This is a genomic window from Paenibacillus sp. Marseille-P2973, assembly GCF_018101095.1.
GTDB classification, from domain to species: Bacteria; Bacillota; Bacilli; order Paenibacillales; family Paenibacillaceae; genus Fontibacillus; species Fontibacillus vini.
The window spans coordinates 234,952-257,661 of record NZ_JAGQEH010000001.1; the positions used below are offsets into that span (position 1 = coordinate 234,952).

Consider the following 22,710-nt stretch of genomic DNA (forward strand, 5'->3'; position numbering starts at 1 on the left):
TTACCACGTTAGTAGATGTCAGACGCGATAAAAAAAGAAAAAGGCCGCAAAACGGCGCTTTCGCGCAGTCTTGCGACCTTTAACTTTTCATTGATGCCGAGGACCGGGATCGAACCGGTACGGTAGTCACCTACCGCAGGATTTTAAGTCCTGTGCGTCTGCCAATTCCGCCACCCCGGCAAAGGTGACCGAGAAAAATTCCCGTAGGTATGATTATATACGGAAATTCATTTAGATTCAACTCTTTTTATTATCATGAAACTAACCGCCTGAGGATAGACTAAGCTTTATCCTTAAGAGGATAGACTAAGCTTTATCCTTAAATGGAGGGAAATGCGATGGAAATTTCAACGGATAAATACAAGGTAGCCCCGCTGGATAAGGGCGCCGAGGCGGTTGCCATTATCAAAGAGGCGGAAGAATCCCTTAAGCGTATGACCGGGGAAAAAATCACGTTGATCGCCTACGAAGAAACCGAGAAGGAATACAAGTAATGCCGACCGGCTCCTGGCGTCAAAACAAAAGGCTTCCATATTGGAAGCCTTTTTGTTCGATGTGTCATTACCAAGTATGGACTCCTAAGAACGGTCGGTTTCTCTTCTCCGCATACCGGCAAGACCGAGCAAGCCGATCAGACCGAGCCATCCCCAATTAGAGCCGTTATTGTTGCCGTTCACCGCGTGAGCCCGGACATTATTCGTCGAATAATTGCCCCCGGTCGTGTTGTTATTATTCATATCGCGGACGTTCGTATTGTTTCCATAAGCCGAAGCGGGCAGAACCAGCACTGCGGAAATCAATGCTGTAACGAGCATTGCGGTCAAACTCTTTTTCAAAGGAAGGCACCTCCTGAATTAGTGACTACATCCCGTAAGTTTCCCGAGAATCAGGACCTTTATGCAGCGGGTAATTTCCTCTGTTCTATTTTGAAAATATGTTTTATGCTGTTTTATTAAAAGCTGCAGAATTGGAGGAGAACAATAATGAAGTACTATGTGGTGGATGCATTTACGGATCAAATATTTAAGGGTAATCCGGCTGGTGTATGCGTTGTGGACGAGTTCCCTGATACTTCGTTCATGCAAAGCATTGCCTACGAGAATAACTTGTCGGAAACCGCCTTTGTCGTGCCTCGTGACGGGTATTTTGACTTGAAATGGTTTACGCCTGAGCTTGAAATGGATCTTTGCGGACATGCGACATTGGCAAGCGCTTATGTGGTTCACCATTATGTCAATCCCGGTCTGATGGAGATGAATTTCCATACGTTGAGCGGTATACTGAACGTCGTAAAAAAGGAGGACCTCTTTGAATTAAACTTTCCTGCCCGAATTTCGGAAAAGATCGACTCCTTCCCTTTGATCGAGGAAATTTTGGGAGCAGCGCCGATTGAATTGTACGCAACCCGGAATCAGGTGGGAACTCGTTACTATGCCGTGCTTGCTGCGGAGGAAAAGATCGAACAGTTTGTACCCGACTTCGAGCTAATAAAAAAGCTGCCGCAATCCTTCGGGCTGGTCATTACCGCCAAGGGAAGCAGCAGTGATTTTGTTTCAAGATTTTTCGCTCCCCATGCCGGAGTTAATGAAGATCCCGTAACGGGTTCCGTACACTGCACACTCATTCCTTACTGGTCGGAAAAGCTCGGAAAGAACAAGCTGCTCGCCAGACAACTATCCAAGCGGGGCGGAGTTCTCTATTGCGAAAATCTTGCAGACAGAGTCTCTATAGGCGGGCACGCCGTACTTTACTTAGAGGGAAATTTACAGATCTAAAGATTATAGCCCTTTGAATTCGGCTTGGTCGGGTTTGAAATAATGCCAAGTGTCGCGAGGATTCCAAGTAAAATATCGACAGCCGTTAAAATCTCCTGTGCCATCACGTCCGTCAATATAAAAAGTCCGGTTAAATGACCGATCAACTGGATAAGCAATACAACTTGCGAGGCCACACTCACCCAAAGTGCATAATTCCGCCACCGTTTCTTTTTCATACTCGTTCCCCCTTTAGATATGACCATTTTTAATATATATGCGCCCTATCGGATTTTTAATATAAATGAAGTTATGATAAAAAAAGAAGAACCGTCCGGATAGATCCGGTCGGTTCTCTTCTATTCATATCAGATTAGGGCCTCCCAAGTCCATAGCCCTTGTCTCCCCGTAGCCGGAACCGGCTCGGGCAGCCGCTGAACATGACTTAATTCCCAAGCATATCGCCCATCGCTGTAATCTCCGAAGATTTCTTCTTGCTTTCCTATAGATATTTCCTTTGAAATGTCAGGTCTATCGTAACTTAAGAGAATTTCTGTTTCCGAAGATCGGGAAACGGACCAGCATTCCTCGAGCCTGCATACCGCAACAATGGCCCCGGTCGGCAAATTATCCTCATTATATCCGTGCTTGGCAAGCACGCTGCGAAAAGGTTCCCATCGGCATACCTTCTTATCGATTTTCTTTCCTGCATGGATCGCCAGCTCGCCCCGATAAGCTATCTTCCAACTGCGGGTCTCGAATTTTTTCTGTTCAAGAGCTATAAGCGTAGCCCAGGGTTGGTGTATAGTAATGGCTTTCAATCCGTCCCCTCCTAACCTGCATAGACTTCCAAAACACATACTATATCATTTCGCCCAATCAACTCTAGCCTAATTATCATACATTAAATGCAGAAAAGGAGGCCTGACGAAAATGCCTAATTACCGAATCATCGTTGACCTGTCCGATCGAATGCTCTATCTACTGGATAATAATATCGTTGTACGGGGATTCCCGGTGGGTATCGGAACTATGCTGACGCAAACACCCGAGGGAGTCTACACGATTGTCAACAAGGCGCCTAATCCAGGCGGACCGTTTGGAGCGTACTGGATGGGATTATCCAGGCCTCACTATGGTATTCATGGAACTAATGATCCCTCATCGATCGGAAAACAGGTTTCCCACGGATGTATTCGCATGCACAATCAGGATGTCATTCAACTGGCGAATCTTGTTTCCATCGGAACGAGCGTTACGATTCGACAATAAAAACTAGCTGTACTACTAACTCTACGGTTTGTTCAGCTAATAATTACTTGTTTTTCTCTTTCCTCTGAATGGTTACAATAGACATAGTAACCTTAAGGAGGGACGGATATGTGCGGACGTTATACCATAACAATCCCACTCGACGAATTAATCATTCTTTACCTCATTGGGAAAGCTACAACTGCCAACTATAAACCATCATATAACGTCGCCCCGATGCAGTATGTTCCTGCGGTGGTGGCTGGAAATAACGGTAATCGACTCGGGGAGCTGCGCTGGGGCCTCGTTCCGTCTTGGTCCAAAGACCCGAAAATCGGAAGTAAAATAATTAACGCAAGGGCGGAAACCCTTACGGAAAAACCGGCATTTAATCGCTTACTATTATCCCGCCGCTGTATTGTTCCAGCCGACGGGTTTTACGAATGGAAGCAAGACTCAGGAACGAAACAACCGTACAGAATTGTTCTGCGTGATGAGAGCGTATTTTCCTTCGCGGGCTTGTACGATATATGGGCGGATGAAGACGGAAATAAACTCGCAACTTGCACGATCATTACGACGGAGCCGAACTCCCTCATGGCAGATATTCATAACCGGATGCCGGTTATATTGCGCAAGGAAGACGAAGCCGAATGGCTAGCCCGCGATAACCACGACGAATCCACGCTTTTGCGCCTGCTACGACCTTATGATGCGGATAAAATGCGCGCCTACCCGGTGTCTGCAACTGTCGGGAATGTCCGGAATAACTCCGAAGAGCTCATTAAAAGCATCATATAACCGCTAGAATACCTTGCATGACTCAGCATCCATACCAACTTCAAAACAAAGCAAAAACCCCTTGCTACGCAAGGGGTTTTCAAACTATGGGCCCTGAGGGACTTGAACCCCCGACCAATCGGTTATGAGCCGACCGCTCTAACCAACTGAGCTAAGGGCCCGGATTCCAGGAACTAAAATGGATTGCGGGGGCAGGATTTGAACCTGCGGCCTTCGGGTTATGAGCCCGACGAGCTACCGGGCTGCTCCACCCCGCGTCAGTAAATAGCGACAATTAATAATATACACTATTTAAGCATACTACGTCAAGGGTTTATGGAATAAATCGTACGCCGTATTTCCCTCTTCGGGAACGGAATATTTCTATTACCCTCATCTCGTCGAATCCGTAAATCCATCCATCATGCTCCAGTCTCCGGGCCAGGCAGCCTGCTTGAAATTTGGTTCTGTACAATTTATTAAAGTAGATCCAGCGCATACCCTAAACTCCTTTCTTTATAATAGGTATGATCTCCACCTTATCTATAGATTACCCAAAAACACACAAAAAAAGCCGCCGAAACAAATCGGCGGCCCTGTTATTAATATCTGATATTTCCTGATTCGTCAGGAACGAACGGAGTACCGTCCTCCTGGAACTGTGTTTTCGGATTAAGCTTAATTTCTTGAAGCATCTTATTCCCCTTCTCCGCCCATTCCTTAAGCGCTTCGTCAGGGGTCTTCTTATTCTCCAGCACCTGTTGGAAATAGGTCCGGCCCATATTGGTGACGTTGTAAAGTCCCGGCTTATCGGCCATCATCTTATCGTCCTTAGGATTGGTTGGTGGAAGCGGCTTGAGCAGATAGAACGCCTGGATGTTATAAGACAGCCCTTGTTTCGGCTGAATGTAAGACTTCCGCGACACCATTTCATACGTATTGCTCCGCGATTTCAGCTTAGCGTACTCTTCGCCGTTAATAAACTTGATATAATCCCATGCAGTATCGGCATTCGGAGCGCTGCTGTTGATCGAGAACGTATTGCTCAGATAAATGTTTCCGCCCACGTCCGGTTTCTCAGGATGAACCGGTACAGTTACTACGTCCCAGTCCACAGGCGTAAAGTTTTTAATTTTAGAGGCATTGTTATTGGCGTCCGCAACTTCATTCACATAATTGCTTTCCCCAATCGTCATAGCCACTTTCCCGGACAAGAACAAGTCGCTGCTTACCGCTGTCCATACTTCGTTGTCGTTCATGCCGGAGTTGCTGTCAGGAATGATCTTATCTTTAGCCAGCTTGCTGATTGTCTCCCAAACTTTAACCCATTGCGGTGAGCTGACCGTCATGTTTTCCGCTTTATCGTCAAACGTCTTCAATTGCAAGCCGCCGACATAGGTATACTGCATATCCCAGAACGGGTCATTGCCTTTGTAACGGTTAAAGGAGAAGCCGTATACGCGATCTTTACCTTCGCCTTTAGCGACCAGACGGGCTTTCGCAAAAATATCGTCCCAGGTCGACTTATCGGTCGGAGGTTCTACGCCAGCATCCGTAAAAATCTTCTTGTTATAATACAAGGCTGAGGATGAGAACGAAGGCGCTAATGCAAAGATGTTGCCTTCTCCCAAATCCTTGATCCCGTCAATAACGGATGGAACATAATCGGTCGTATCAAATTTATCCTCTTGGATCATCGGATCAAGCTGCTTCAACAAGTTTTCTTGAATCAACTGCTTCAGCGTACCGGTATCGGCCACAACGACGTCCACCGGATTGCTGCCGGTCATAATCTTCTTCATGCTCTCCAGGTAATCCGGCTGAACATACGGTTCTGTTCCGTCGTTATATCTGTATTGGTTGTTATCAACCGCCGGAACGATTTCAATTTTAATATTTTTGTTCGTATACTCGAAAATATCCGTGTACTGCTGACGGAACCAGGAATCATCCGTACTTCCGTACAGCACCCCGATGCGAAGTACCTTCTCTTCTTGTTTGTCCGCCGCTTTGCCGCCGGAGCAGCCTGCCAGAAGCCCCAGTGTCAAAGCAGCAGCCAGAGATACCGTTACAGCCTTGCGCAGTTTCCCAAATCCCCTCTTCATCATGACTTATCCCCCTCCAGTGATTTCGGTGCAGTAATTACGATCTTCTCTCCATCAAATTCCATGCTCGCGCGACCGCCGATGCCCACGGCTTCCAAATACTCCTTAGGCACCTGAAGCCGTCCAACCCGATCGACTACGACAAACGCTTCATGCACTTCTTGCAAACCGCCGCCCCCGAATCCGGGATCTGCGGCCGCCAAATCCAGATTCGGATTCCGCTTTACAAATTCCGTGCTCGTTAAGCCGTCGCGAATCGCAACGACACGGTCCACTTTACCCGCTAATGTGAGGTCATGGGTAACGATGACAATCGTTATTCCAAGCTCCCGGTTTACCTTCCGGAAAATCGACATGATCTGGTCGGAAGTAGCGGTGTCTACCGAGCCGGTAGGTTCGTCGGCCAGCAGCATTTTCGGCTTGTTGGATAGCGAGATTGCGATGGCAACGCGCTGTTGTTCACCGCCGGATAGCTGATGCAGCTTGTTATGCATCCGGTCCTTCAATCCAACCCATTCGAGCAATTGTTTGGCATATGCGCGATCCAGCTTGCCCGTCAGCAGCATGGGCATCTCAACGTTTTCCAGTGCCGATAAATAAGGCAGCAGGTTACGGGCATTGTTCTGCCACACGAAGCCAACGGTATTGCGTTTGTATTCCACAAGCTGATCGTCGCGGATCTTGAGCAGATCCCAGCCTCCGACGCTCACCTGCCCGGCGGAAGGCCGGTCAAGGCCTCCGAGCATGTTCAGCAGCGTAGATTTACCGCTTCCGCTGTTGCCGATGATCGCCATCATCTCTCCCTGCTCCACCGTCAGATTTAGACCTTGGAGCGCGACGACCTCAATTTCGTCGGATTTAAAAATTTTGACAAGTCCCTCACAGCTAATCATAGGTTCGGTTGAGTTCTTGTCAGAATTTTCATTCACGTTGTCATCCATGTTGTCACTCATCTTACCGCTCCTCTCCCATCTTCACGGCTTGATGCACGCGCAGACGTCTGATTTGCCAGAACAACAGGCCGGCCCCCATGATCAGCATCACGAGTACGACCACGTACAGCTTCATCGTATCCGAAGAGTTAAAGATGATGCGGAACGGCGGTACCTGGGTCGTTACGTTATCCGTCGTTTGCAGGAACGGCAGATACAGCTTGCCGGCGACTTTCCCGATCACGATCCCTAATATGATCGAAAGTCCTGCGGTCAATATTTGCTCGGTCAGCAGCATGAAGGTCAGCTGCTTGCGCGATAGTCCCATCGCGCGCAGGATCCCGAATTGCACTACTCTGCCGGAAAGATTAAAGAACCAATACAATACATAGCCGATCAGCGATACGATAACCGATACAATGAATCCTAAGCTTAGAATCCCGAAGACACCGCCGCGGGTCGGATGCTTGCTCTGAGCAGCCAGTTCGCTGCGCACATCCTTGACGGAATACAGCTCGACATCCTGTTCGGCCAGCTTTGTAACAAGCGGAGCCACTTTGGCGTCTGGTTTCATTTTCAGCCAAACCTCATACGGAACGAGCGGGGATTGATCGTAAATATAGTCCAGATTGGCTATAATAAACGGCTTCTCGTCCGGGTATTGGCTAGGCCAGTACGGAAGAATACCATATACCGCAAATTCCAATGAAGCTTCACCCATGGAGACTGTAAATACATCGCCCGGTTTAAGCTTATATTTCTCAGCCATATTCGACGGCACCAGCGCGGCGCTCTCGTTCATCCCCAATAAATTCAAATACTGATACGGATGTGCCGGGAATAAATCGTTTCGGAACCAGGCCACCTTCGCAAAATCGACATTATCGATCCCCATAATGTTGCCCTGGCCCGCGGAACGGCCGGAAATAATGATATTGCCTTTGGTTTGAAGCACGCGTGCGGCATGCTCCACTCCTTCAAGCTTACGGAACACCTCAAACGGCGGCTCCGAGTAAATCAGTTTGGTCGGCTGTTGGCCGCCGCCCTGACCTCCACCTTGGCCACCGCCCTGTCCGCCGCCACCTTGGCCGCCTCCAGCTCCGCCTTGGCCGCCGCCCGAACCTGAACCGCCTTGACCGGACCCGCCTTGCTGCGGCTTTTTGGTCATTTCGGGAGTTGCCTCCCAAACGGTTTGCATGACTACGTCAGCTCCGTATTTGTACAGCGTCCGTTCCGTCGAGTTCAGATCGATCGTCCGAGCCGCGGAGGCGTTATACACCCCCAGTCCCAGTGTAAGAACAAGTAGAATCATCAACGGATAATAGGAAGCTGCCGACCGCGATAACTGTGTCAAACTCAAATAGTACGGTACCGGAAGCCACTTTTTGCCGATCCACCCGATCAGCTTCAGCAGCCACGGGAAGACACGTAAAAAGAATAAGCCAATCGAGAAAATAGCCAACGCCGGTACAAAAAACAGAAACGGCTGCACTTGGAGCTCATCCGTGGTCATCCCGGTCTGGAACGTCAGCATTTGGCGCTCGACGAATAAATAATATCCATAACCGGCAACGCCCATCAACACGATGTCGATGAACCACTTCTGCCATCCGGGACGCTGATCCGACCGCGCTTGCTTCTGCTTCGCTTTTACAATGGAAGCACGGGCATAGGAGACCGCCGGAAGCAGCGTCGCCAAGATCGCGATAATAACCGCGGCAGCTCCCAACAGCAGCGCATCGGAGTTAAATCCAACCGGAATCGACTTCCGGTTGACGAAAGCCAGGAAGCCGTCGGCGGAGCCGATGCTCTTCGACATAAACCAGCCGAGCAACGGCCCGGCGATCATGGCGACCGCCCCCAAAATCAAGCCTTCCAGCAAATAAATGAAAATAATCTGTTTGGTGGATGCCCCCCGGCTTCGCAGTACTGCAATGTCGCTTTGCTGTTTATCCAAGGACTGGCGGGCGTTCATAACGATAAAATAAAACACCATGGCAATCATCGGTGCCGCCAGCGTAAACAACAGCGTTTGCATTTGCAGGCTCTGCTTCCGGAAATCGTTCAGCAGGCTGCCGAACGAAATATCCACTTTTGTATCTTTCAGTTTCTGGTACAGTTCGATATTCAGCCGATCCAGCGTGCTCGACAGCGACGAAAGCTGACCCGTCTGAATTTCGCGCAAATCGAACGCATAGTACCAGCTTGAATTATGAAGCGGAACGTTTAATTGTTTCAGGATACCGTCGTTAAATGCCGCTTCACCGACGTAAAACGTGTTCATCATGCCTTCCATGCCTTGATACCAATAGGCATCCGTATCGTCCAGCGGCTGGAATGCCCCGACGATTTTCACCTTGAGCGTAACATCGACTCCGCTGTATACCGGGTATTCCATTACATCCCCGATATGCAAATCCTGCCGGTACATCGCTTCTTCCAGCATCATGGCTTCGATCATCGGCCCGTCGGCTTTATCGGCGAACAATTGCCCCCCTGTCACCGAAACGTGATCTTTCAAGCCGCTCATGGAGGAAATGCTCATGGCTCTGGTTCGGCTGGCGTCAACCTTCGTCGGATCTTCGGGATAAACCTCCGTCCCGCGGATCGAACGTGTATTCACATAACTTTGAAATGGGAACCCGATCTCCTTCGGAACCCCGTCAACGATATATTGATTCACCGCTTCAAGCCCGGCGAGATCCGTTTTTGCTCCTCCCGGGGCCTGGTAGCTCATAATCAGGGAGCCTGCCGGAAGGCCTTCACTCTCCGCCTTCAGCGTGCTGGACACGACCCGTTTAAGCGAGCCGTCCGAATACATCGGTATGCTGACCGTAAATGAAACCGCGACGATCAGACCGAGTAAGGTGCTGAGCGTCAGCCATTTGGTGTTCCACATTTTGCGGAACAGCAATCGTAATAGAGGAACACCCATTAGCGACCCACTACTTTCTGCCCCGGCGTAAGCCCCTTAACGATTTCAACGTCCGTCGAGGTTTGCAGTCCAACCTCCACGTCGGCTTCGCGCTTCGTCCCGTCTTCTTCGATCACCTGCACGTAAGTACGCGATCCGATCGAGCGAAGTGCGGATATCGGGATCAAAACGGCGTTTTCTTTCCGCTGCGTTACGATGGATACGCTGAGCTGACGCCCGCGCTCCACGTCCTGCGGCCATTTATCAAGCGAAACGATCAAATATTTATCAATCGAATCCTTCTCAGGCGGCGTTCCGCCAATCCCCCCGCCGTTTCCATTGTCCGAGGAGGTCGTAGCGACCGGCATTACTTTGACCTTGCCGTCAAACGTTCCCGCCGCATTGATATCTACCTTCGCCTTCATGCCTACGGAAATCTTCTCCAGATCCTCCTTGGCAAAAGAAGCGGCCACAACTAATGAAGAAGTGTCGGAAATGATTCCGAGTGATTCATATGCTTTTATGGTGCCGCCCTTTTGGGCGCTCATCGATACGATCGTTCCCGCAAACGGGGCTCTCAGCGTACCGTCCGCAATTTTTTGTTCCAGATCGACCAGTTCCTGACGCTGCTCTTCAAACACGATGGACGCTTTTTCAAAATCGATTTCGCTCATTTCATCCTTTGTGCGCAGCGTTTCCTTCATCGTCAATTCCTGTTGCCGGAAGTCCAGCCGCTTCTTGCGGAGGTCCTTCTGCAAATCCTTCACATCCAGAACGACCAGGACATCGCCCTGGGCTACTTTATCGCCGGCTTTGACCTTGACCTCTTGAATATGAAGTCCGTCTTCCGTAAAATAAAGCGGTTCTTCCCGCTGGCTCATCAGCTTGCCAACCGCGCTGACGCTGAGCTCGATCGTTTCCGAACGAACGTCGTATTCCGGCTTTTTCGAGATCGTAGGCGGCGTAATGACCGGAAGGACCTCTTCCTCATCTTCATTCGGAAGCAAGCCGCATCCTGTAGAAGCGACGACAGCAAGACAAAGAGCTAGCAGCCCCAGCGTCCGACCGATCCCCCCTTTCCTAGCCGATAAATTTTCCATCCACCATTTCGTAAACATGGTCCGCTACCTCCAAGATTGTAGGATCGTGTGTAGTCATACAAATTGTCATATGCTCCGTATGTATGATGTTTTTGAATACAGCCATGACCTGCGCGCCCATTTGGGAATCCAGGTTGGCCGTCGGCTCATCCGCCAATAACAGTTTAGGCCGGTGCGCAATCGCTTTGGCGATCGCCACCCGCTGTTGCTCGCCCCCCGAAAGCTCGAACGGGCGGTGAAACATCCGTTTGCCAAGCCCGACCAGCTCCAGGCAATGGGTTACACGCCGCTTCCACTCTTGAGGAGGAACGCCTGCCATCCTTAGCGACAGCTCGACATTTTCCCAGGCGGACAATAACGGCAGCAAGGCGTAGGCCTGAAAAATAAAGCCGATCTGATTGCGGCGAAGCAGCGTTCGTTTGTCATCATTTAATTGATGCAGCGCTTGCCCTCGAAACAATATTTCACCTGATGAAGGCTGGTCGAGACCGCCCAGCATATTCAGCAAAGTTGTTTTCCCCGAACCGGATCTCCCTTTCAGCATGACCAGTTGGCCAGGCTGTACTTCCATATTGATGCCTTTCAGAACATGAATCTCTCCACCGCCAACGGGAAAAGAACGATGAACATCCCGCACGGACAGCACGGGCCCCTTCTCCATTTCCTGTATTTCAGTGTGATCAATCTCAGGGACGTAGCCGCCCTCATCGATTTCATCTTCCAGAAGTTCTGCCGCTGCGCCGGCTTCTTCCGCTGCTGCGGGTTCGACGGGCGCGGCCTCATCGGTTTTAACTGGTTTGCGAAGCCATCGCATCATTGTGTATCGGTCTCCTAATTTCATTTTATAAATGCCAAGACGGTACGGGTCGGACGAAATCGCTTCTATGTATCCATCACGTCTTGCATTATAAACGAAAATTCATACCAAAAAGTTACAAGAAATTTTACGATATTGATATTTTTATTTCCATATTTTTTACACTGATGTAATCTGCTATTTTTTGATAGTATTACGAAGATTGCTATATTCAGTGGAAAAGAGGGGAGTACGATCAAACCGTTAAAAACAGCGATTCTCCTGCTCGCACTTCTATCACCTTCTATCATCCAACCGCAAACCTACGTTGCCGGTAAGGAATTGCCTTTTAATGACATTGGGACAAGCTATGCTAAAGAGGCTATTATTCGGCTTAATGAACAAAAAATTATGAACGGTACCTCCGACAACGTATTCTCCCCCGCCAAGCCGATTACGCGCGCGGAATTTTTAATAACCGTCAATCGTATACTGGGACTCGAATCGGTCTCATCGTCCGTTCCCGCCTATAGAGACGTTGCAAAAGGCGACTGGTTCTACTCCGGCGTCCAAGCGCAGACCGAACTGGGACTTACCGAAGGAAAAGGAGACGGTACCTTCGCCCCTTTTCAACCGGTTACAAGACAAGAAGCGGCTGTGTGGATCGTCCGGATTCTAAACGAGAAGACTTCTGGCACCAGTACGGGATTAAATTACGGATACAAAGATGCGGACTTGATTGCACCCTGGGCTCGCCCTTATGTCGCCGCCATGTCCAAGCTTGGACTGATGGAGGGGAGCGGCGGCCGCTTTAATCCCGTCCAGTCGTTGACCAGACAGGAAACCGCTACGATTCTGGACCGTATACTTCAGAACGATGCCTGGTCCCGTAAATTATCGGCTAAGGCTCCCGCCGCTATCCAATTGGGTTGGCAATATGACCAAACCGATGAGCAGTTCAAACAATCGGTCCTGAAATCGAACGTGAATGTGTTGTCGCCAAGATGGTTCTTTTTAAATGAGGACGGCAGCATCTCCGATCACAGCGATGCCAATCTATCCGCTTGGGCCAAAAAGAACGGTAAACAGGTATGGGCCATGTTCGGCAACCGTCTCAACCAGGAAAACACGCATTCCCTGCTATCCTCCGGCGAGAAATCGGCAGCCGCCATTGCCAAAATCAAAAGCCTAGCCGTGAAGAGTGGGTTGCACGGGATTAATCTGGACTTTGAAAATGTAGCTGCAACCGATGGGAGGGCCTTCACAGCGTTCGTCTCGGAGCTGGCCCGGCAGCTTCACGCCAACGGGATGACGCTGTCCGTCGATGTATCTCCGGATCTCGGAACCGATTGGACCGAAGCCTTCGATTATGCTTCTCTCGGTAAGATTGCAGACTATATCGTACTGATGGGCTACGATGAGCATTGGGCCGGCGGTCCTGCCGGCTCCGTCTCTTCGTTGCCTTGGGTTGAATATGGACTTGAGACACTGCTGAAGCAAGTGCCCGCCTCCAAAGTCATCCTGGCCCTGCCCTTGTACGTCAGGGATTGGACAGTGGATAGCAAAGGAAACACGATAAACTCGGAGGACCTTAGCTTGGGAGAACAATTTCAACGGATCGCGCGTTTCGGCGTCAAACCGGAGTGGAACAGCCAACTCGGCCAATACACGACCAAATACTATTCATCGGCTGCGCACAAGATCTGGCTGGAAGATTCCCGCTCTCTGACCCAAAAGTACACGATGGCGCTGGAAGAGAACATAGCGGGCTTCGCCTACTGGTCTATCGGAGGAGATACGCCCGAGGTTTGGCCAGCCCTGCGCAATGCCGCTAAATATTCGGCGATCAAGTCACAGAGATAACACTACACATAGTACAAGCCCGCTGGGGAGACCCTGCGGGCTTGTTCGGCTTTTGTGCGAAGATAGGACGGGGAACTGTTTCGAATTGAAACTGAATTAAAATTGGTCTGAAATTGTAAGTCTGATATGAGTCTGATATGAGTCTGAAACGAATTTGAAGCTAATCTGAACCGAGCATACCGAAGCTCTCTGATCGCAATCTAACGAACTCCAGCAACGTTATTTCAAGGTATTTTCGAGGATTTGAAATGTAAAGAACTCAGTAACTCTTATTTGATGAAATCCTATCCCATTTACAACAATACCGTCTAATTAGCGACACATAGATTCGTTAAATTCTGAAAATCGCTTTTTTTCGCTCAATAGCGTGTCTCAGATTCGTTAAGTTCACAACAAAAAACCATGACCCTTCACGCAAATGCGTAAGGGCCATGGATCATAGACATCTATACACTAATCTTCGTTTTACTTGCCGAAGGAGGACGGATCCTCTCTCCAGGACTTCAGCAAAGCCAGATCCTCCGGCTTGATTTCGCCCCGCTCTATGGCAACATCGATCAGCGCGCTGTAGTTGGACAAGGTTTGCAGCGGAATTCCTGCCGCTTTAAAGCCCTGTACCGCCTTGTCCAGCTGGTAGCTGAAGATCGCCAGCACGGCCAATGGCTCGGCGCCCGCTTCGCGGACAGCCTGGGCCGCCTTGATCGAGCTGCCGCCGGTCGAAATCAAATCCTCGATGACGATTACTTTTTGCCCCGGCTTGATCAGACCCTCGATCTGGTTCTCCTTGCCATGCCCTTTCGCTTTGTCGCGAATGTAGGCCATAGGGAGTCCCAGCTTCTGGGCCACGAATGCCGCATGCGGAATGCCCGCGGTCGCAGTTCCGGCGATCACCTCGGTGTCAGGATAAGCATCGCGAATTACCGCTGCAAAAGACTCTGCAACCAGGTCCCGGATGTCAGGATAGGACATCGTCAACCGATTATCGCAATAGATCGGCGATTTGATGCCGGAAGTCCAGGTAAAAGGTTCATGCGGACGAAGAGCTACCGCGCCGATGTCCAGCAAACGACCTGCCACTTGATTTGCAATCTGTTCAATATTGATCATTACTTCATCATCTCCTCAATGATTTGTTCCGCTGCCTCACGCGGTTGTGGCACTCCCGTAATCGGACGTCCGACAACGATATAATCCGTACCCTGCCGCATCGCTTCCCCAGGCGTTAATGTGCGGGATTGATCTCCCGCACTGCTTCCCGCCGGACGAATGCCAGGGGTAACTGTAATAAACGAGGCTCCGCATTGTCCCTTTATTGCTTGTACTTCCAAAGGAGAAGCAACGACGCCATCCAGACCAGCTTCTTTGGTGAAAGCCGCATAGGACAAAACCGATTGCTCAACGCTGCCTTGGATGCCGATTTCCCGATTTAACGTGTCTTGATTTGTGCTGGTCAGTTGGGTTACTCCGATCAAAAGCGGCTTCTTCAATGATGCATCGCTTTCCAAAGCTGACATCACGCCTTCATAAGCTGCTGCCATCATTTTCAACCCGCCTGCCGCATGGACATTGAACATATCGACGCCAAGACGCGTGATGCTGTTCGCCCCGCCCTTCACCGTGTTAGGGATATCATGCATTTTCAGATCGAGAAACACCGAGTAGCCTTGCGATTTCAGTTCCTTCACAAAATCCGGCCCAGCAGTATAGAAAAGCTGCATCCCCACCTTCATGTAGCAAGGTATTCCCTTCAATGCTTGAATCGTTTCCCGGGCTTGTTCCGCGGAAGGATAGTCCAGGGCAACCATCAGCCTGCCGGCAGCCTGTTCATATGACAACGCCATTTGTACTCCTCCAGTCATACTTGCGGCTCCGATGCGCAAGATGCATCCGGAGCCGCTATATTTTTTATCAGATTGCTGTTATAAGCTTGGCATAGCCTGGGAAGAGAAGTTGATCGTCTGCAGCATATTCAGCAGGGCACGCACCGTATCCAGCGAGGTCATGCACACAATCCCGTTCTCTACAGCTTCCCGGCGAATCCGGAAGCCGTCGCGCTCAGGTTCTTTGCCTTTGGTCAACGTATTGATTACGAAGTGCGCCTCTCCATTGCGGATCAAATCCAGAATGTTCGGCACGCCCTCGGTCAGCTTGTGCACCGTAGTGACATGAATGCCCTCTTCGATCAATGCCGCTGCCGTTCCTTCTGTAGCGATGATCTTGTAACCCAGGTTGTAGAAGCCGCGCAGCAGCTCTACCGCTTCTTGTTTATCCTTATCCGCAACCGTAGCGATGATGGCGCCCGTGGTCGGGATTTTCATACCTGCACCGATCAGGCCTTTATATAGCGCCTTGGCATATTGCGGATCACGGCCCATTACTTCGCCGGTCGATTTCATTTCCGGTCCGAGAGTAGGCTCGACGCGACGGAGCTTGGCGAAGGAGAATACCGGCACTTTGACCGAGACCTGATCGCTCTCCGGCCACAAGCCGTCTTCATAACCCAGTTCCTTCAGCTTCGTGCCAAGGATAGCCTTAGTAGCCACATTAGCCATCGGGATGTTCGTAACTTTGCTCAAGAAAGGAACCGTCCGCGAGGAGCGCGGGTTGACCTCGATCACATACACTTCATTCTTATAGATGACGAACTGAATGTTGACCAGTCCGACCGTCTTAAGTTCCTTGGCTATTTTTGTAGTAATATCTACGATCTTATCTTTCAGTTCATCCGAAAGGTATTGAGGCGGATACACCGCGATCGAGTCACCGGAGTGAACCCCGGCCCGTTCGACATGCTCCATGATGCCCGGAATGAGTACCGTTTCACCATCGCAGATCGCATCCACTTCGACCTCTTTGCCAAGCATATAGCGGTCGATAAGCACCGGATGCTCCGGGTTGATGTTTACGGCTTCCTTCATGTATTTCAGAAGCTCCGCGTCGGAGTATACGATCTCCATCGCACGTCCGCCGAGGACGTAGGATGGACGCACCAGTACCGGATAACCGAGCGACTGTGCTGTGCCGACCGCTTCGTCAACCGAAGTCACCGTACTGCCTTTCGGCTGGGCGATACCCAGTCTGGACAGAAGAGCTTCGAACTTCTTCCGGTCCTCGGCCTCGTCGATGCTTTCGAGCGAAGTCCCGAGAATGTTTACTCCTGCAGCTTGAAGCGGCGCTGCCAGGTTGATGGCCGTCTGGCCGCCAAACTGTACGATAACGCCGACCGGCTTCTCCTGCTCGATGACGTTCATGACGTCTTCGAAGAAGAGCGGCTCAAAGTACAGCCGGTCCGATGTATTGAAGTCCGTAGACACTGTCTCCGGGTTGTTGTTGATAATGACAGCCTCGTATCCGGCCTTTTGAATCGCCCATACCGCATGCACGGTGGAGTAATCGAATTCGATACCCTGGCCGATCCGAATCGGTCCGGAGCCGAGCACGACGATTTTCTCTTTGTCCGTATGGATGACTTCATTTTCCGTTTCATACGTGGAGTAGTAGTAAGGCGTTGAAGCTTCGAATTCGGCAGCACAGGTATCGACCATTTTGTAGACCGGACGAAGTCCTCTCTCCTTCCGGAACAACGTAACGCTTTGCTCCGTCAGATGAGTGCCTGAAGGCTGGCCAATGGCGCGCAGCTCAGCGATCGCGCGGTCCGTAAATCCGAGTCGCTTCGCTTCATACAGCGTTTCATAAGTCAGTTCGGATTCCGAAGCAATTTTGGCTTCGAATTGTACCAGACGTTCAATTTTGTCCAGGAACCACCAGTCAATTTGCGTCAGATCCTGAATTTGTTGCAGACTGTAGCCGCGGCGGAAAGCTTCGGCCACCAGGAACAGGCGCTCGTCGTCGGCCTTGATCAGGCGTTGGTCCAGAGTTTCCTTATCCAATTCGTCCGCCCCTTTCAGGTACAGACGGTGCGTTCCGATCTCCAGCGAGCGAACCGCTTTGTGGATCGACTCTTCAAAAGTCCGGCCGATCGCCATGACTTCGCCCGTCGCTTTCATTTGCGTGCCGAGCTTACGGTTGGCGCTGACAAATTTATCGAACGGCCAGCGTGGAATTTTGCTGACGATATAATCGAGCGTCGGCTCGAAGCAAGCATAAGTTTGGCCGGTAACCGGGTTTACGATTTCATCCAGCGTATAACCCATTGCAATTTTTGCGGCCATTTTCGCGATCGGATAACCGGTTGCTTTGGACGCGAGCGCCGAGGAGCGGCTGACCCGCGGATTCACCTCGATGACATAGTACTGGAAGCTTTGCGGATCCAGTGCGAATTGCACGTTGCAGCCGCCTTCGATGTTCAAGGCACGGATGATCTTGAGCGAAGCGGAGCGCAGCATTTGATACTCCCGATCGGACAGCGTTTGGCTCGGAGCCACTACGATACTGTCTCCGGTATGTACGCCTACCGGGTCAAAGTTCTCCATATTGCAGACTACGATACAGTTATCGTTCGCATCGCGCATAACTTCATATTCGACTTCCTTCATGCCGGCGATCGATTTCTCGATCAGGCACTGACCGATCGGGCTATAGCGGATCCCCGATGCGACGGTCTCTTTCAATTCTTCCAAGGTTGCGCAAATGCCGCCGCCTGTGCCGCCGAGTGTGTAGGCCGGACGAACGATCACCGGATAACCGATCTCTTCGGCAAAATTAAGGGCTTCGTCTACCGAAGTGATGATCGCACTTTCAGGTACCGGCTGTTCCAATTCACGCATCAGTTCGCGGAACAAGTCGCGGTCCTCCGCCTTCTCGATGGAGGTAAGCTGGGTTCCGAGCAGTTTTACATTTTCGCGCTCCAGTACGCCGGCGCGGGCAAGCTCCACCGCCATGTTGAGGCCGGTTTGACCTCCGAGCGTAGGCAAGAGCCCATCCGGGCGCTCCTGGCGAATAATTTGCGTAACGAATTCCAGAGTAATCGGTTCGATATATACTTTATCCGCCATGTTGGTGTCGGTCATGATCGTAGCCGGGTTACTGTTGATCAGCACCACTTCAACGCCTTCTTCTTTCAGCGCTTGGCAGGCCTGAGTACCGGCGTAGTCAAACTCCGCCGCCTGGCCGATAACGATCGGTCCTGAACCGATGACGAGGATCTTCTTAAGTTCTTTATTAATCGGCATATTACAGTACTCCTTTCGCTGCAGCCGTCAGTTCGGCTTGACGCGGCTTTTGAGGATTCAGCCGCTTGTGTTCTCTTATCATTTCGATAAAGCGGTCAAAAAGATAGCTGTTATCATAAGGTCCTGGCGCCGCTTCCGGGTGATATTGCACCGAGAAGGCAGGGTATTTGGCATGCTTGACGCCCTCAACCGTTTTGTCGTTATTATTGATGTGCGTAACGATCAAATCCGTTCCCGCAAGGGAGGCTTCGTTGACCGTATAACCATGGTTCTGGGATGTGATGTAGCAGCGGCCGGTTTCGAGGTCCTTCACCGGGTGATTTCCCCCGCGATGGCCGAATTTCAGCTTTTCAGTATCCGCTCCGCAAGCCAGCGACAGCAGCTGGTGCCCAAGGCAGATCCCGAAGATCGGATATTCACCGAGCAGCTCGGAGATTGTGTTCACCGCATAAGAAACATCCTTCGGATCCCCAGGCCCGTTAGAGAGCTGAATGCCGTCCGGATGCAGTCGGCGGATTTCTTCTGCCGTCGTGTCATGAGGGACGATAACGACGTCACAGTCACGCTTGTTCAATTCGCGGAGAATCCCGCTTTTCGCACCGTAATCGACGAGAACGATACGTTCTTTGGATCCCGGGCTGCTGTATACGTTAGGCGTCGAAGTCCGGGCAACCTGGTTGCGCAGTTCCTCGATGCTGGTCGATGCGATCATTTCTTGCAGTTCGGCCACGGATTTGGAGGAAGTCGTCAAAATCCCCTTCATCGTGCCATGCTGGCGGATAATCCGGGTCAGCATCCGCGTGTCGATATCGGTAATCCCAGGGATGCCGTATTCCTTCAGCAAATCCCCCAAGTTGTACTGCGCCCGCCAGTTGCTTGGCGTTGGCTCATAGCGGCGGACGACAAACCCGTGGATCGAAGGAGCGATCGATTCAAAATCATCCCTCGAAATTCCATAGTTTCCGATCAGCGGATAAGTCATTGTTACAATCTGTCCGCAGTAAGAAGGATCAGACAATACTTCCTGGTAACCTGTAATTCCTGTATTAAAAACGACCTCTCCGGTGCTTTCGGCTTCCGCGCCGAACGATTTTCCGGTAAACAATGTGCCGTCTTCCAACAATAATCTTGCCTGCATCCTGCAGCACTCCTTTACGTAATCTATTTATAATTGCTGATTATTCGCTCCAAACCACTTTGCCGGACACGATCGTCGTTACCGGCCAGCCTTTCAATTTCCATCCGCTGAACGGCGTGTTACGGCCCTTGGAGGCAAAGTCCTCCGGGTTGACGTCCTTCTCCAGATCCAGGTCCACGATCGTCAAATCGGCTGGTGCCCCTGGTGCTAATCGTCCCGTTTCCAGTCCGAATACGCGGGCCGGATCGGCCGTCATCCGCTGTACCAGCATCTCCAGGCTCCAGCGGCCTTCCGCGACGAACTTGGTATAAAGCAGCGGGAACGCCGTTTCAAAACCGACGATTCCGAATGGAGCAAGCTGCATTCCTTTAGCTTTTTCATCCTCGCTGTGCGGAGCGTGGTCCGTTACGACAATGTCGATCGTCCCATCCTCCAGCGCCTGGATGCATGCCTCCACATCGCGTCTTGAGCGCAGCGGCGGGTTCATTTTCCAATTGGCGTCCAGACCGGGAATATCCTCTTCCGCAAGAATCAGGTGGTGAGGGCAAACCTCGGCGGTCACGTTGATTCCGATCTCTTTCGCTTGACGGATCAGCCGGATGGATTGCTCCGTGCTGACATGGCATACATGGTAATGTACCCCGGTAGCTTCCGCCAGCAGGATGTCCCGCCCGACGTGGATCGCTTCCGACTCGTTCGGGATTCCTTTCAGCCCGTGGCGCTTAGCGAATTCCCCCTCGGCTACCGGCGCGCCTTCGACGAGGGAATTATCCTCGCAGTGAGCGATGACCGGCATATCCATCGATGCGGCAAGAGTCATCGCATCCTTCATCATCTGCGCGTTTTGCACTCCTACGCCGTCATCGGTGAACCCGATCGCGCCCGCCGCTTTCAAGGCCGCAAAATCCGTCAACTCGCGTCCCAGCTCGTTTTTCGTAATGGCCGCGTAAGGGAGCACATGAACCAACCCGGCTTCCTTCGCTTTGTCCAATACAAGAGAAACGACTTCGGGGCTATCCGTTACCGGCCTTGTATTCGGCATGCAGGCGATCGTCGTAAACCCGCCCTTTGCAGCGGAGCGCGATCCGGTTTCGATCGTTTCTTTATGTTCAAATCCGGGCTCCCGCAGATGGACGTGCATGTCGATGAACCCCGGAGTTACCAGTTTGCCTGCGGCATCAATGACTTGAGCCTCTGCAGCCGGCTGGTCTGCTGCGGTTTCTCCGGCGGCATCCGTAATTTTCACAATTACTCCGTCCGCCACCGTGATGTGCTTGCTTTCCAGTTCTCCTTTTTCATTCAATACACTGGCATTTCGAATTATAAGCTGCATGGATGAAACCTCCGCTTGTTCTTTTGCAATCTTTGAAATCCAATTACCTTCTATGGTAAGAATCGTTACCTATATATGAATCGATGCCTATTTCATCGCTCGTTCCATAACCGCCATCCGGATGGGTACCCCATTCGACATTTGTTTAAAGATCCGCGATTGCGGATGTTCCACCACTGCGTCATCGATTTCTACGTTCCGATTGATGGGAGCTGGGTGCATGATGATCACATGCGGGGCAAGACCCGCTGCACGCTCCTCCGTAAGCCCGTACTCCAGACGATATTGCTCGGCGGATTTCAGCAATCCTTCGGCATGACGTTCCAGCTGTACCCGCAGCATCATGACTACATCGGCGCAGAGCGCCTCGTCCATGGATACATAGGGAGCTTCCGCCGCAAGTTCCGGAGCCCGCATGCTGTCCGGCGCGCACAATTTGACTTCAGCACCGAATTTCTGCAAGGCCCACAGGTTCGAGCGGGCTACCCGGCTGTGTTTAATGTCACCGATAATCGACACCTTAAGTCCCTTCAATTCTCCGAAATGCTTCTTCATCGTGTACAAGTCAAGCAAAGCTTGCGTCGGATGTTCGTTATTCCCGTCACCGGCATTCACCAGCGGTATGTTTACTCTGGTGGCCAATTCGGCCAACATGCCGACCGGCTTAAGCCGAATCACGCCTGCATCGATTCCCATTGATTCCAAAGTGCGCACCGTATCGTAAATGGATTCGCCCTTTTCGACACTGGATACGGCGGCTGAGAAGTTCAGAACCTCCGCTCCCAGTCTTTTCTCGGCCATTTCAAACGAGAACCGAGTACGCGTGCTATTTTCAAAAAACATGTTCGCTACAAAACGATCTTTCAGTACGGGAATCACTTTCTCGTCCCGGCTTTCCCAATACGCCGCCCGGTCCAGAATCGAACTGATTTCCGAGGCGCTGAGCTCTTTTAGCCCAAGTAAGCTGCGTTCCTTCAAAGTGGATGCGGTCATTGTCATCACTGTTCCCCCCGCTGCTGCAAAATCCGGACTTGATCGTTACCGTCGCTTTCCTGAAGTAATACTTCGATTTCTTCGGCTTTGGAGGTCGGTACATTCTTTCCGATATAATCCGGCCGGATCGGCAGTTCGCGGTGTCCCCGGTCTACAAGTACAGCGAGTTGAATTGATTCCGGTCTTCCCGCGTCCATGATGGCATCCATCGCCGCACGGATCGTCCGTCCGGTATATAGAACGTCGTCGAACAAAATGACTTTTTTGTTATGAATCGGCACAGGGAAAGCTGCGTGCTCTGTTCCCCGCTCTTGAGCGGCGCGGTCATCGCGGTAAGCCGTTACATCCAGCTCAAACCATGGCATTGGCGTCCCTTCGATATTTTCGAGTCTTTCAGCAAGCCGTTTCGCTAAAAATACGCCGCGAGTTTTAATCCCGGCCAGTACACAGCCTTCAATTCCATTGTTACGCTCCAGGATTTCATGGGCCACTCTGGTAAGGGCACGGCGAATGGCTATTTCATCCATAATAATATGACTCTCGGTGCTCATTGGAACTGCCTCCTCAGGATAAATTATCCAGATTCCGTGATAAGCCACAAAAAAACTCCTTGCCTGAT

At 51.0% G+C, this 22,710-nt stretch carries 21 protein-coding genes and 3 tRNA genes; 5 read left to right on the forward strand and 19 right to left on the reverse strand.

Annotated elements, in window-relative coordinates:
* Positions 1–94 precede the first annotated feature (94 nt).
* Positions 95–180 (reverse strand) — tRNA-Leu (locus KB559_RS01160).
* A gap of 158 nt (positions 181–338) precedes the next feature.
* On the opposite strand from KB559_RS01160, the gene KB559_RS01165 reads away from it, so the two are divergent.
* On the forward strand, positions 339–494 hold the full coding sequence (locus KB559_RS01165; RefSeq protein WP_211020271.1) for a hypothetical protein: 156 nt from the start codon (positions 339–341) through the stop codon (positions 492–494).
* Positions 495–578: 84 nt separating this feature from the next.
* On the opposite strand, the gene KB559_RS01170 is transcribed toward KB559_RS01165, so the two are convergent.
* The gene (locus KB559_RS01170; protein WP_244861390.1) at positions 579–836 is read right to left on the reverse strand and encodes a WGxxGxxG family protein; all 258 of its coding nucleotides are present in this window, start codon (positions 834–836) and stop codon (positions 579–581) included.
* Between the two features lie 147 nt (positions 837–983).
* On the opposite strand from KB559_RS01170, the gene KB559_RS01175 reads away from it, so the two are divergent.
* Positions 984–1,775 carry a PhzF family phenazine biosynthesis protein gene (locus KB559_RS01175; protein ID WP_211019758.1) on the forward strand — a complete coding sequence of 264 codons (792 nt, stop codon included), beginning with the start codon at positions 984–986 and terminating at the stop codon, positions 1,773–1,775.
* Here the strand turns inward: KB559_RS01175 and KB559_RS01180 are convergent.
* Together KB559_RS01180 and KB559_RS01185 are read right to left on the reverse strand one after the other, a co-directional pair.
* The gene (locus KB559_RS01180; protein ID WP_211019759.1) at positions 1,772–1,993 is read right to left on the reverse strand and encodes a phage holin; all 222 of its coding nucleotides are present in this window, start codon (positions 1,991–1,993) and stop codon (positions 1,772–1,774) included. The genes KB559_RS01175 and KB559_RS01180 overlap by 4 nt on opposite strands.
* A gap of 129 nt (positions 1,994–2,122) precedes the next feature.
* Complete coding sequence (locus KB559_RS01185; RefSeq protein WP_211019760.1) at positions 2,123–2,575, reverse strand: ASCH domain-containing protein; 453 nt, start codon at positions 2,573–2,575, stop codon at positions 2,123–2,125.
* Positions 2,576–2,687: 112 nt separating this feature from the next.
* Between KB559_RS01185 and KB559_RS01190 the strand changes: the two genes are divergently transcribed.
* Positions 2,688–3,026 (forward strand): L,D-transpeptidase, encoded by a 339-nt coding sequence (locus KB559_RS01190; RefSeq protein ID WP_211019761.1) that lies wholly within the window; start codon positions 2,688–2,690, stop codon positions 3,024–3,026.
* A gap of 108 nt (positions 3,027–3,134) precedes the next feature.
* Complete coding sequence (locus tag KB559_RS01195) at positions 3,135–3,806, forward strand: SOS response-associated peptidase (RefSeq protein ID WP_211019762.1); 672 nt, start codon at positions 3,135–3,137, stop codon at positions 3,804–3,806.
* Positions 3,807–3,893: 87 nt separating this feature from the next.
* Here the strand turns inward: KB559_RS01195 and KB559_RS01200 are convergent.
* The 8 genes from KB559_RS01200 to KB559_RS01235 all read right to left on the reverse strand — a co-directional run bounded on the left by KB559_RS01200 (position 3,894) and on the right by KB559_RS01235 (position 11,653).
* Positions 3,894–3,967 (reverse strand) — tRNA-Ile (locus KB559_RS01200).
* Positions 3,968–3,989: 22 nt separating this feature from the next.
* A tRNA-Met gene (locus KB559_RS01205) sits at positions 3,990–4,063 on the reverse strand.
* Positions 4,064–4,119: 56 nt separating this feature from the next.
* The gene (locus KB559_RS01210; RefSeq protein ID WP_211019763.1) at positions 4,120–4,284 is read right to left on the reverse strand and encodes a hypothetical protein; all 165 of its coding nucleotides are present in this window, start codon (positions 4,282–4,284) and stop codon (positions 4,120–4,122) included.
* Positions 4,285–4,387: 103 nt separating this feature from the next.
* Positions 4,388–5,890, reverse strand: a complete 1,503-nt coding sequence (locus KB559_RS01215; RefSeq protein ID WP_348772876.1) for an ABC transporter substrate-binding protein — start codon at positions 5,888–5,890, stop codon at positions 4,388–4,390.
* Entirely contained in the window at positions 5,890–6,783 is an 894-nt protein-coding gene (locus KB559_RS01220; RefSeq protein ID WP_211020215.1) for an ABC transporter ATP-binding protein, read from the reverse strand. The genes KB559_RS01215 and KB559_RS01220 overlap by 1 nt, the downstream gene beginning before the upstream one ends.
* A 61-nt stretch (positions 6,784–6,844) precedes the next feature.
* The gene (locus tag KB559_RS01225) at positions 6,845–9,757 is read right to left on the reverse strand and encodes an ABC transporter permease (protein WP_211019765.1); all 2,913 of its coding nucleotides are present in this window, start codon (positions 9,755–9,757) and stop codon (positions 6,845–6,847) included.
* Entirely contained in the window at positions 9,757–10,854 is a 1,098-nt protein-coding gene (locus tag KB559_RS01230; RefSeq protein ID WP_211019766.1) for an efflux RND transporter periplasmic adaptor subunit, read from the reverse strand. The genes KB559_RS01225 and KB559_RS01230 overlap by 1 nt, the downstream gene beginning before the upstream one ends.
* The gene (locus tag KB559_RS01235; RefSeq protein ID WP_211019767.1) at positions 10,817–11,653 is read right to left on the reverse strand and encodes an ABC transporter ATP-binding protein; all 837 of its coding nucleotides are present in this window, start codon (positions 11,651–11,653) and stop codon (positions 10,817–10,819) included. Before KB559_RS01235 ends, KB559_RS01230 begins: the two co-directional genes overlap by 38 nt.
* Positions 11,654–11,941: 288 nt before the next feature.
* Here KB559_RS01235 and KB559_RS01240 point away from each other — a divergent pair, with 288 nt between their 5' ends.
* Positions 11,942–13,495 (forward strand): S-layer homology domain-containing protein, encoded by a 1,554-nt coding sequence (locus tag KB559_RS01240; protein WP_481856415.1) that lies wholly within the window; start codon positions 11,942–11,944, stop codon positions 13,493–13,495.
* Positions 13,496–13,960: 465 nt separating this feature from the next.
* Here the strand turns inward: KB559_RS01240 and pyrE are convergent, their stop codons facing one another.
* The 7 genes from pyrE to pyrR form a co-directional block, all read right to left on the reverse strand.
* On the reverse strand, positions 13,961–14,602 hold the full coding sequence (gene pyrE, locus KB559_RS01245; RefSeq protein WP_211019768.1) for an orotate phosphoribosyltransferase: 642 nt from the start codon (positions 14,600–14,602) through the stop codon (positions 13,961–13,963).
* Positions 14,602–15,336 (reverse strand): orotidine-5'-phosphate decarboxylase, encoded by a 735-nt coding sequence (gene pyrF / locus KB559_RS01250; RefSeq protein WP_211019769.1) that lies wholly within the window; start codon positions 15,334–15,336, stop codon positions 14,602–14,604. The genes pyrE and pyrF overlap by 1 nt, the downstream gene beginning before the upstream one ends.
* A gap of 78 nt (positions 15,337–15,414) precedes the next feature.
* On the reverse strand, positions 15,415–18,627 hold the full coding sequence (carB, locus tag KB559_RS01255) for a carbamoyl-phosphate synthase large subunit (RefSeq protein ID WP_211019770.1): 3,213 nt from the start codon (positions 18,625–18,627) through the stop codon (positions 15,415–15,417).
* Position 18,628: 1 nt separating this feature from the next.
* Positions 18,629–19,765 (reverse strand): glutamine-hydrolyzing carbamoyl-phosphate synthase small subunit, encoded by a 1,137-nt coding sequence (gene carA, locus KB559_RS01260; RefSeq protein WP_211019771.1) that lies wholly within the window; start codon positions 19,763–19,765, stop codon positions 18,629–18,631.
* A gap of 40 nt (positions 19,766–19,805) precedes the next feature.
* Positions 19,806–21,098: a dihydroorotase gene (locus KB559_RS01265; RefSeq protein ID WP_211019772.1), complete on the reverse strand. Its 1,293-nt coding sequence runs from the start codon at positions 21,096–21,098 to the stop codon at positions 19,806–19,808.
* An 87-nt stretch (positions 21,099–21,185) separates the two neighbouring features.
* Positions 21,186–22,097 (reverse strand): aspartate carbamoyltransferase catalytic subunit, encoded by a 912-nt coding sequence (locus KB559_RS01270; RefSeq protein WP_211019773.1) that lies wholly within the window; start codon positions 22,095–22,097, stop codon positions 21,186–21,188.
* Entirely contained in the window at positions 22,097–22,642 is a 546-nt protein-coding gene (pyrR, locus tag KB559_RS01275) for a bifunctional pyr operon transcriptional regulator/uracil phosphoribosyltransferase PyrR (protein WP_211019774.1), read from the reverse strand. Before pyrR ends, KB559_RS01270 begins: the two co-directional genes overlap by 1 nt.
* Between the last annotated feature and the right edge of the window lie 68 nt (positions 22,643–22,710).